This is a genomic window from Streptomyces sp. NPDC030814 (genome assembly GCF_055572155.1).
In genome coordinates this window covers 126,967-137,524 of record NZ_JBVIDX010000013.1, presented here as the reverse complement: position 1 = coordinate 137,524, position 10,558 = coordinate 126,967, and the positions used below count along the sequence as shown (strand labels likewise).

Here is a 10,558-nt window from a genome sequence, read left to right as displayed (position 1 = left end):
ACCCGGAGTACCCGGAGTACCCGGAGTACCCGGAGTACCCGGAGTACCCGGAGTACCCGGAGTACCCGGAGTACCCGGAGTACCCGGAGTACCCGGAGTACCCGGAGCAGACCATGCCCGACGGGCGGCCGCCAGGGGCCTGGACCAAGGCGCAGTTCCACGAGCGGGGGCCGCCCGGCCGCCCACCGACCCGCCCGCCGCCGCGTCACCACGCGACCGCCGCCCACCCGTCCCAGCCCGCCGCCGCCGGGTCACCACGCGACCGCCGCCCAGACCACCTTGCCGGTGTCCGTCCACCGCACGCCCCACCGGGTGGTGAGCCTGTGCACGACCTGCAGCCCACGACCGCCGTCGCCGAGGAGATCGTCGCGGTCCAGCCGCGGCCTGCCGTTGCCGGTGTCGCCCACCTCGCACAGCAGCCCCTGCCCGGTCCTGATCAGCCGTACCGTGATGGGCCCGCTCGCGAAGCGGACCGCGTTGGCGACCAGTTCGCTGACCACCAGCAGCGCGCTGTCCCGGGTGTCCTCCGTGGTGTGCCACCGCCGCAGCCTTTCGGAGACCAGCGCGCGGGCCCGGACGGCCGCGTCGTCGCGGGCGGGCAGACGCCAGGTCGCGGTGTCCCCCTTGCGATAACCGATCATGCGCGCGAGCAGCAGGGTCACGTCGTCGCGCCGTCGCCCGGGCGCCAGCGCGGAGACCACGCGCCGCGCGGCCTGCTGCAGGGCGTCCCAGGGATGCACCGTGGACACGGCGTCCGCGAGCCGGCCGATGCCCTCGTCGATCGACAGGGCCGGATCCTCCACCAGACCGTCGGTGTAGAGGGCGAGCAGGGAGCCCGGTGGCACGTCGAGCACGTGCACGTCGAACGGCTCCCGCAGTGCGAACTCGGCGCCCAGCCCGGGGTGGGGGCGGACCGTGACGGGGCCGGCGGGTCCGTCCCGGGGCACCAGGACCGGGGGGAGGTGCCCCGCACTGGACAGCGCCACGTGGTGGCTGACCGGGTCGTACACGGCGATGCAGCAGGTGGACCCGAGAGCGCTGTAACCGGCCGCCAGCCCGGACTCCGTGTCGTCCAGCAGCGTCACGGTCTCGTCCAGGTGCTCCAGCACCTCGTCGGGCCCGAGCCCCGCGGACAGCAGCGCGCGGGCCTCCATGCTCAGCTGTCCCATGGTCGCGGCGGCCCCCAGGCCGTGCCCGACGACATCACCGACCACCAGTGCGGTACGGCCGTCCGGCAGCGGAAAGCTGTTCACCCAGTCACCGCCGACGCCCGCGCTGTCGGGGGTGGCGGGCCGGTAGACGCTGGCGGTCTCGATGGTTCCGCCGCTGTCCCGGGGCAGCAGCCGACGCTGCAACGCCAGTACCTGCGTGTGCTCGCGCTGGTGCTGACGGGCCAGGTCGACGTGATGAGAGGTCCTGGCCACCAGTTCCTGCAGATCGAGCAGCTCGCTGTCGGCGAAGGGCCGGTCCGCCCGCCGCCAGACCTCCGCCACGCCCAGGACGACGGGCGGCGTGCCGTCCAGGACCAGCGGTATGAACGCGACACCCACCGTCCGGTCCCCGGGCACCAGGGCACGGACCAGCCTCGGACTGTCGAACGCCCGCTCGACAGCCTGCCGGTCGGGCATCACGATGGCCTGCGCGGGGTCGTCACGCCGTATCGCCTGCGACAGCAGGCGGCTCGCATCGCCGGGCAGATCGTCACCCGGTGTCAGGTAGCCGTCGGGCCACGCCCGGTCCGGTACCAGGGCCGCCCGCCGCAGCCGTATGCGTCCCTGGGGCTGCTCGGTGACCGTCTCGCCCGACCACACCGCGAAGTCGAGGTCGATGGCGGCCACGTCCCCCCAGGCCAGCAGCGACTCCGCCAGTGACTGCGCGGTCTCGCCGATGTCCAACGAGGTGCCGATCGCGGTCTCGGCGGCGTACAGGTGCAGCCTCCGGGCCATGGCGATCAGGGTGACGGTCAGGCCCTCCTGAGGCGCCGCGGCGGCCAGGATGCTCATCGAGACCACCAGCTCCGACCCGTCGCCGCGCCGCAGGCGCTGCACCCGGGCGACGTGCGGCTCACCGGTCTCGATGACCTGCCGCAAGCGCCGGACGACCGTCGGTACGTCCCCCGGAGGCAGGAGATCGACGAAGGGGCTCCCAAGCACGGCGTCAACGCCCGCGAAGACGGGGGCGTCCAGATTGCAGCGGGTGATCCTCAGCTCCCGGTCCAGGTTGACGGCGCCGAGAATCTGCTCCTGAGGGCCGGGTACCGGCTCGTCGTGTCCGCCGGGGCGGGCGGCGCGGTCGTCCTGCGAGTCGGCAGGACCGGGTGCCGTCGCCGCGCCCCGCGGGATGTACCGCCCCAGGGCGCTGCTGACCATGTCGAACGGCGACGAAGACGAGGGGGAGGATGTGGAGTTCATGCGGCTCTCTCAGCGCGCTCGCCCACCCCGGCACCACGCCGGGCGGACGGAGACCCGTGCGACGGGGTCTCGTCATTTCCTGACCACGACCGCACATTCATTCAATAACACCCAAGGCTGCTTCGCCTACATCAGCAGACCCCTCCGTGAACGTGAACGCCCGCAATGACGGGAGCGCCTCGTCGGTGACGGCAGCGCCGCGCGCCGGGACACGGTCCGGACCGGGAGGACCGGCCCCGGGGGTCGCGGAGCCCTCGCGCAGGAAAACCGTTTGGCGGGCCGGAGCCGCCCTGCTAGCTTTGCGGAGGCCGTGCGAGAGAACGAGGAGGTGGTACCCGTGAACGTATCGACGTGGGTGCTCTCCTCCGGGGTCACGGTCGGGCGATAGGGCGTCCGGGAGCGCCGTTGACGGCACTCCTGAAAGGCACGACCATGGCCCTTTCCTTCACTTCCGAACAGCGCCTCGACGACGGCGTCCTCGAACGTGAATTCACCCTCGGTGAGATTCCCGGCATCCTGTGGACGCCTGCGTCCGCGCCGGCGCCGGCACCACTGATTCTGCTCGGCCACCCGCCGCTCGGACTGCGCAAGATGTACCCGCGACTGGTGGCGCGGGCCCGGGGCGCCGCGGCGGACGGCTTCGCCTCGGCCACCATCGAACTCCCGGGGAGCGGTGACCGGCCCCGTTGGGCCGCCGCCGAGCAGGCCCGCGCCGACCTGCGCCGGACCATGGAAGCCGGCGAGCCGGTCAGCGACGAGATCATCGACGCCCTCGTCCTCCCGCTCGTCGACAGGGCGGTCCCGGAATGGCAGACCGCCCTTGACGCCCTCCTGTCGCTGCCCGAGATCGGCGGCCCGGTCGGATACTCGGGGGGAGTGATCTCCATCGGCGTTCGCCTCGCGGTGGTCGAGCCACGCATCGTGGCCGCCGGCCTGTTCGCCGGGAGTCTCGTGCCGCGCGCCATGTTCGAGGAGGCGCGCCGGGTCACCATTCCGCTGCACGTCCTGCTGCAGTGGGACGACGAGGGCAACGACCGGCAGGCGGCCCTGGACCTGTTCGACGCCTTCGGCTCCAAGGAGAAGTCCCTGCACGCCAATATGGGCGGGCACACCGGCGTCCCGCAGTTCGCGGGGGACGCGGCGGCCCAGTTCTTCGCCCGGCACCTGAAGTGAGGCCGGGTGAAGAACTGGGCCGCCAGGCCATGAGCTGTTCGTGTCCAGGAGGGCGGCCGAGACGGCACCGGGCCGTCTGCGCATCTCAGGACGGCGTCTCAGGCAGTGCTTGTCCGCGCAGGGGTGGGTGAGACGGGTGCGTCGTCGCGGGTTGGGCGGTGGAGGTTGCGGTGGGCCCGCGGCGCCTTCGAAGCTGTGGGTGTCGCACCGGCCGGGGGCCGATCTGAGGGCCCCGGCAGCAGCCTGGTGACGACTCCCGCCCTGTGCCCGCGTACCGGGCATCCGTGTGTCCGTGCGCCGGGCGCACTACGCACGGCGCACTACGCACGGTACTCGGCGTCCTGCGGCGCTCGCCGCCCCGCGACCCCCGCGGCGGGGACATCCGGCCTGCTCCTGCCCGCTCGGGCGGTCAGGCCGTCATGTCCTCGGATCGGACGCGAAGGACGCGAACGGGTGGCGAGACGACGGCGGGTCGCGTTCGGCGGGAGAGCCGGCGCGGGCCGGGAGCGACCCCGTACGGACCACGAGAAGAAGGAAGACACGACATGAGCAGGAACACCCACGCACGCCGCCGTCCGGGACGCCGCGCGGCCTTCGCCGCCGGTCTCGTCCTGGCCCTTGGGCTCGGAGCGTCGACGCAGACGGCACAGGCGGCCGTCCCCGCCGAGGCATCCGTGAAGGCGTCCGCCGCGCCACGGTCGGTCACTGGCTTCAACGGTGACCTGGTGACCCGGGTCGCCGACTTCTACGGCGCGTACGTCGACGCGAAGGACGACACCGGGGGCCCGGACACCGTGCTGGTCAAGGCGCTGCGCGCGCACTACCTGACGTCGGCCTTCGCCGGGCGGCTGGCGGCCTGGGAGAAGAAGAACAAGGTGGACGGTCTCCTGCGGGCCCGGGACGTCCCGGTGGAGTGGACGGTGAGCGAGGGCGGTACCGGCCTCGAGGTCGTCGTCGCCCTGACCTTCGGCGGCGGGGAGTCGCCGACGGTGAGGACCAACCTCGTCGTGGAAATGGAGCCGGTGTCCGGCGACGTCACCGACATCCGCACCACGAGCGTCGCAGCCCCCGCGAAGGCCCCCGCGAAGACATCCGCGACGGAGTCCCGCGCGGTGCGGTCGGTCAGTGGCAGGACCGGTGACTCGGTGACCCGGGTCGCCGACTTCTACGGCGCGTACGTCGACGCGAAGGACGACACCGGGGGCCCGGACACCGTGCTGGTCAAGGCGCTGCGCGCGCACTACCTGACGCCGGCCTTCGCCGGGCGGCTGGCGGCCTGGGAGAAGAAGAACAAGGTGGACGGTGTGCTGCGGGCCCGGAACGTCCCGGTGGACTGGACGGTGAGCGAGGGTCGGAACAGCCGTCAGATCGCCGTCACGCACGCATTCGGCGGCGGGGAGTCGCCGACGTTGAGGACCAACCTCGTCGTGGAACTGGAGCCGGTGTTCGGCGACGTCACCGACATCCGCACCACGAGCGTCCGCTGACGACGCAGCCGCTCCGCGCGAGGTGCGCGGCCCCTCCCCGGCCCCGCCCGGATCCCGTCGACGGGGGGGGCCGGGCAGGGCCCCGCTCGCGCCGGCGCGGGATCCGGGCGGGCTGCGGGGCCTGTCGCCTCGTCAGCCGCCGGTGGCCGCCATGTTCGCGGCGGGGATCGGAACCCAGCGGCCGGGGCGGTGATAGACGCGGTCGTACCGGTAGCCCGGGAGCCCTTTGGTACTGGTGCTGCGGAAGGGGCGGCCGTGATCGTCGATGCGGACCTTGCCGGTGCGGCCTTGTGAGGACCAGACGAGATCGAGGTACCAGTCGCAGGTGCAGGACTCGTTGAGCGCCGAGACCACCAGGACTTCCGGCTCCCGCAGGGACACCTGGTAGGGGAAGTCGATCGCCGGGATCGGTGTGCCCGCCGCGTTGTCGCCAGGCACCGAACGGGCCAGGGGCTGGGGCGCGTCGAGGTTCACGGAGAAGAAGCGGGGGATGACGCCGGCGCCGCAGCCTGGGCTCAAGGAGTAGACGACGCCCCGGCCGGCGCGGGGGGTGGCGCGGTTGACCACGCGCACGTACAGGGCGTCCAGCACGACGGCGGCCGAGCCACGCCCCTGGACGGTGATCCGCACATCGGCGGTGCCCCCGTGCACCGCCCGCTGGGAGGCGACCCACGCCGGGACGTCCTCCGGGTGCGGCGGCGGCGGGACCTGCCGTGGCGGCTTGGCGACGACGTAGTCCTCGCCGCAGCCGTTGAGACCGAGTGTGTGGGAGTTGGCGGTCCAGGCGAGAGGGGCCACCGGTGGGGCCGTGCCGGCGCTTGCCCGCTTCGCCTTGGGGCCGCCGTTGTGGGTGGCCGATGCGGAGGGGGGTCCGGCGGCGGATGCGGTGAGGCCGAGGAGCGCGGCGACGAGCGAGGCGGCCACTGCCATCGACCACACCGGTCCTCGTCGGGGGCGCCCGCCCTGCAGCCGCGGCGAGCGCGGTGACGCTGACTCGGGCCGCTGGCCGGCCGATGAGACTGGGCCGGACGCCTCCACGGCCGGCCCTCGACCGCTCGCCGAGACGGCCGGTGCGGCATCGCTTGCGGGGACGGTCGACGTCACTGCGCCGGCGGCGGTCCGGGGCGCCGGCGCCTGCCGGGTACCGGATGGGCGTGGCCGTTGCCGGGCGGCGTCGGCCATGATCCACCGGCGGTGCAGCTCCGTGCGTTCCTCGGGGGAGGCGCCGCAGAGCGCGGCGAACCGCTCGATTCCAGCGAAGTCCTGCGGGACCGCTTCTCCGGAGCAGTATCGGTGCAGGGTGGAGGCGTGCACGTCCAGTCGGCGGGCCAGTGCCGCGTAGCTGCGGTCGGTGCGCTCCTTCAGCCGTCTCAGCAGTAGCGCGAACTCCGCCACGTCATCGTGGATTGCACCCATGTGGTCAGTACCCGTACCCGTATCCGTCTGCCGGCCCGTGCAGGCCTGTCCGATGGGGCACGGCATCCCCGACGCTCCCCAAGTCAGCACGCCGGTAAGCCCGGGACGGTTCCAGGCTTGCGAAGGCCGGTCCCGTCGACGACCAGCCGGCGGGGGCATTGCTGTCGCCGTCGATCAGCCGGACGGAGAACCGGTTGTCGCCCTTGGCGGAACCTTCCTTCGTGGAGGCGAAGGGGTACTCGTCGCACTGAAGGAAGGTTCCCGGACAGTCGCCCCCTACCTTCCCGCATTCCGCGATCGAGCGGTTGCGGTTCTTCCTCTGCTTCTCCTTGCCGACCAACAGGTGCAGGGGCTCCCTCGCTCCCGGAACGCTCTTGCCGACCCCGGAGGGGAAGGTGCGCTCGGGCGGTTCACAGCGTCGTAGATGTGCAGGGCGCTTTCGTTCACCGCCGGGTCCTTCTGGCTCATCACGAGTTCCACACGGGCTTTGGTGAAGACGGTGCCCTTGGGCGGTCGAAGGAACGCGCTGCTGGTTGCCCTGGTCGAACAAGGCGCCCTCGCGGTCACCTTGGGGTCCGCATCGCTGTCGGATGCGTTGATGCTGTGGCGGAAGTGCCGGCCGAGCCCCCGACGGCAGCCGGCGCGTCGACTACGCAGCCGGCATCGAGAACATGTGGGTCAATCCCATACCCGCCGAAGGTGCCAAGAAGTGGTTGTCCGGGGACGTGTAGGAGAGGGTCCATTGGCGCCGGGTGTCCCACACGCCGAGCAATTCGTCACGGGCCTCGGTCTGCGGCCGGTGGGCGAAGCCGAGGACGGCGGCGTCTCGTCAGGCCTTCGACTCGTACGGAGCGATGGACCGAACTGCCCATTTCCACGGAGATGTTGCTCCTGGGCGGCGAAGCCGTCCGGGGCCTCCCCGATGACTTGTGGACGTTCCTGTCAGGTCGCTGTCGCCGACGTGTGAACTCTCAACAACAGCAGGCCTCCTGTGCAAAGCTGGCGATCATCCGGGTGGATGGCCCGGACCGCGGCGGTCGAAGGTGTTCGACCCGGCCGCCCATGCCCACGCTCCTTCCGCACAGGGATCACGCATGCCCCCCACCCCCCACCCTGCCCCGATACCGTGCGCGAGGCACACCGCCCGTATCGCCACCGCCGCCGGTCTCGTCGCTGCGCTCGCCGCGTCCGGCCCCACATCCGCGGCCTTTGCCGCGGACGGCCCCACCGTCACCGCGGCCGACCCCGGCGTCAAGTCCGCCCACAGCAAGCTCGGTTCGGACGACGCAGAACTCCTCGCGCAGGCCAAGGCTGATCGCGAGAAGAACGTCACGATGATGATCGCCACGGCGCCGGGACAGACCGAGCAGGTCGCCCGGGAGCCCGACGCGGTCAAGGGCGGCTCCGTGGGTCGTACGTACGTGGCGCGGTAGGGGCGGGTATCCGGTACTCCGGCCACCTCGGACACCCGCCCGGATACCGCGCCGGAGACCCCGTGCACACCGACCGGGACCCGGCAGTTGGCCTGCTTGCCCAACACACCGCGGGCTCCGGACAGCCGTACACGACATGACCGACCGCCGGACCCCGATTGGCGGCGACGTCGACCGACATCCTGCCGTTCTTGGGGAACGACACGTCATCGACCGCCCGGGCGTCCGGGCCGAGCCGCGGCACCGGCCGCTCGGCGACCCGCCGGCGCACCGGCACCGGATCCCCACGCAGGACGGCACTCCCAACGCCGTACACCTCCGCGCATCGATCCACAGTCACGCGCATCAGCTCGAACACATGGAAACGCACACAGGAGACCTGAGTGAGATACCGGAAGACCCTGCCCTGGCTTGCTGCCGTGGCCTGTTTCGCGACCGCCTGCAGCAGCACGTCCGACACGGACCCGGCCGCCCCGTCGACGGCGTCCGCCGCTGCCCGCTCCTCGTCAGCCTCCGAGGAGAAGAACAAGGAGCTCGTTCTGCGCCTGTACTCGGAGGCGTTCAACAAGAACAAGACCGACGTCGTGAAGGAGCTCGTCGGCACCGACTACGTGCAGCACGACAAGTCGGTGCCCGGCGGAGCCGACGGGCAGATCAAGCAGTTCAAGGACGTCAAGGCGAAGATTCCCGGTGCGGTGGCGACCGTCAAGCACGTGGCCGCCGACGGTGACCTGGTGGCCGTGCACTGGCACGCGTCGGCCACCCCGAAGAACGAGGCGACCGGCCAGGCCAAGGCCGACCTGTACCGGGTCGCCAACGGCAAGCTGGTCGAGCACTGGGGCATCACGCAGACCGTGCCGGCGAAGACGGCCAGCGGGAACTCCTTGTTCAGCGACGTGTACCGGTATCCGAACGGGGAACCGACCCTGTCCGAGGAACAGGAGGAGAAGAACCGGAAGTTCGCCGTCGACGCGTACCGCAAGCTCTCCGACGGTGACGCGACCGTGATCGACAAGAGCTGGGACCCCCGGTACTACCAGCACAACCCGATCGTCCGGAACGGAACGGCTCCGCTGAAGCAGTTCTTCCAGCAGAACGCGCAGGGCGCCCCCTCGCCCACCAACACCGGGGGCGGCGGGACCCGGTTCGGCAACACCCTCGCCGACGGGGACCTGGTGTGGGTCTTCAGCTCCGACTACGTGGTCGCGGACCTCTTCCGAGTCGTCGACGGAAAGATCATCGAGCACTGGGACGTCGCCGCCGACGGGCAGTAGCCCGGCCGGAGGAACCGACCGCCGGACCCCGTCGGGGTCCGGCAGCACCATCGGTTGTGCCGTCGGCTCGACGACCGGCCGGACCTCGCGGTACACGATGACAGCGTTCACGTACTCCAGCGAGCGGCAAATGTACGCTTGTCGTCTCCATGCCTGAACCCAGCAGCCGCCAGCCGTCTGGACCGCTACGCGCCGGGAGCCCGGTACTGGATTTGCCCGGCTTTGCGCAGGGCATCCATGGTTTCGTCGACGGTCAGGAGAACGGTCGTCTCGAACGAGCTGAGCGCGCCGCCTCCGCTGATCGCCAGGGCGACTGCGGCCATGGAGACGTTGTCGGGGGCCTCCCACAGGTTGTAGCCGTCGCGGGTGCCGAACGCATACCAGAAGCCGTGGAGCTTGCCGCCAACGGACTCGATGTACGACTGAGCGGCCTTTGCGCGGTCCTCGGGGTGGCCGATGAGTCTCGCCCAGGTCTCCGGCGTGTAGCTGAACCTCGATAGATAAAGCGGCATCATGTCTCCCTTTCGTCCCAGCAAGGGATGCCCCCGCAGGGTGGGATACGTCTCTGATGCCGCCCGCGTATCCCCCGAACGGCCGGGATGATGACCGGCATGGCCACTGCGGGAGCGACCCAACCGCCCCAGGGCTACAGCATCGAAGCCCTCCTGGCCCGGGCACCCTCTGGACCGTTGGTCGGCTCACCGGTGTTTCCCCTTGATTCCCCTCACGATCTGGCACGGGCCGATCGGCTCTGGTGGTTCACGAGGTCGTACCCCCATCAGTGCGGCCGAGCACCCTTGCGTGCGGTGATGGACGATCAGCCAGGCGCCACAACCCGTAGAGGAGGCCACCGCTGATCGAAGTCCTACTGTCACGACCAGCAGTACTGACGCACCGATCCTGTCCCTGAGGCATTCCGCTCGTCGAGGAGGAGAGGCATACGGGCAACACGCTGGCCTCGACTGCCGGGGCCAGTACGCGGGAGCTGACGACGCGGATGGGACACAGCAGCTCCCGGGCCGCGCTGACTACCAGCACATGACCAGCGACCGGGACCGGACCATCGCGGACCGGCTCGGGGCCGTGCTCCGGGGGGCGGGGGAGGGCCCTCCGGTTAGGAGATGTGGCGTCCGCGTGGCATCAGCCGGTCTCGGGTGTAGGTAATGGCCTTGCTGTGATGGCGGAAGCTGGTGATGCTGGGTCGATGCCAGGGCAGCGCAAAAGAAGACGTCGGCAGCAGGAAGAGGCGCAGCGGGCTGCTGCTCGTTACGCGTCCGACGCGGGCTGCTGGGAGGTCCTTTTCGAAACCCAGGATGAGTCGGAATGGCACGCTCACCTGCGCCGTCTCCGAGCGTCGGACACGC

At 71.0% G+C, this 10,558-nt stretch carries 7 protein-coding genes and 3 pseudogenes; 5 read left to right on the top strand and 5 right to left on the bottom strand.

Translation table 11 applies throughout. The annotated features are described in order from the left end of the window. Nucleotides 1-251: 251 nt before the first annotated feature. Nucleotides 252-2,411 (bottom strand): ATP-binding SpoIIE family protein phosphatase, encoded by a 2,160-nt coding sequence (locus ACZ43N_RS26400; protein ID WP_468100883.1) that lies wholly within the window; start codon nucleotides 2,409-2,411, stop codon nucleotides 252-254. Nucleotides 2,412-2,843: 432 nt separating this feature from the next. Between ACZ43N_RS26400 and ACZ43N_RS26395 the strand changes: the two genes are divergently transcribed. Both ACZ43N_RS26395 and ACZ43N_RS26390 read left to right on the top strand, forming a co-directional pair. After that, nucleotides 2,844-3,584: an alpha/beta hydrolase gene (locus ACZ43N_RS26395; RefSeq protein ID WP_468100975.1), complete on the top strand. Its 741-nt coding sequence runs from the start codon at nucleotides 2,844-2,846 to the stop codon at nucleotides 3,582-3,584. Between the two features lie 545 nt (nucleotides 3,585-4,129). Further along, on the top strand, nucleotides 4,130-5,071 hold the full coding sequence (locus ACZ43N_RS26390) for a hypothetical protein (RefSeq protein WP_468100882.1): 942 nt from the start codon (nucleotides 4,130-4,132) through the stop codon (nucleotides 5,069-5,071). Nucleotides 5,072-5,203: 132 nt separating this feature from the next. Here the strand turns inward: ACZ43N_RS26390 and ACZ43N_RS26385 are convergent, their stop codons facing one another. Together ACZ43N_RS26385 and ACZ43N_RS26380 are read right to left on the bottom strand one after the other, a co-directional pair. Then, complete coding sequence (locus ACZ43N_RS26385) at nucleotides 5,204-6,487, bottom strand: helix-turn-helix domain-containing protein (RefSeq protein ID WP_468100881.1); 1,284 nt, start codon at nucleotides 6,485-6,487, stop codon at nucleotides 5,204-5,206. Nucleotides 6,488-6,491: 4 nt separating this feature from the next. Then, nucleotides 6,492-6,827, bottom strand: a complete 336-nt coding sequence (locus tag ACZ43N_RS26380) for a NucA/NucB deoxyribonuclease domain-containing protein (RefSeq protein WP_468100879.1) — start codon at nucleotides 6,825-6,827, stop codon at nucleotides 6,492-6,494. Between the two features lie 754 nt (nucleotides 6,828-7,581). Here ACZ43N_RS26380 and ACZ43N_RS26375 point away from each other — a divergent pair. Further along, nucleotides 7,582-7,908 (top strand): annotated as a pseudogene (locus tag ACZ43N_RS26375) (hypothetical protein); the annotation flags it as partial. 53 nt (nucleotides 7,909-7,961) lie between these two features. On the opposite strand, the pseudogene ACZ43N_RS26370 reads toward ACZ43N_RS26375, so the two are convergent. Continuing rightward, a pseudogene (locus ACZ43N_RS26370) lies at nucleotides 7,962-8,203 on the bottom strand (transposase); the annotation flags it as partial. Nucleotides 8,204-8,303: 100 nt separating this feature from the next. Here ACZ43N_RS26370 and ACZ43N_RS26365 point away from each other — a divergent pair. Beyond that, nucleotides 8,304-9,194, top strand: coding sequence for a nuclear transport factor 2 family protein (locus ACZ43N_RS26365; protein WP_468100877.1), 891 nt, complete (start codon nucleotides 8,304-8,306; stop codon nucleotides 9,192-9,194). Between the two features lie 185 nt (nucleotides 9,195-9,379). Here the strand turns inward: ACZ43N_RS26365 and ACZ43N_RS26360 are convergent, their stop codons facing one another. Continuing rightward, nucleotides 9,380-9,706, bottom strand: a complete 327-nt coding sequence (locus ACZ43N_RS26360; protein WP_308185181.1) for a GYD domain-containing protein — start codon at nucleotides 9,704-9,706, stop codon at nucleotides 9,380-9,382. Nucleotides 9,707-10,128: 422 nt separating this feature from the next. On the opposite strand from ACZ43N_RS26360, the pseudogene ACZ43N_RS26355 reads away from it, so the two are divergent. Further along, nucleotides 10,129-10,358: pseudogene (locus ACZ43N_RS26355) on the top strand (hypothetical protein); the annotation flags it as partial. Nucleotides 10,359-10,558 lie beyond the last annotated feature (200 nt).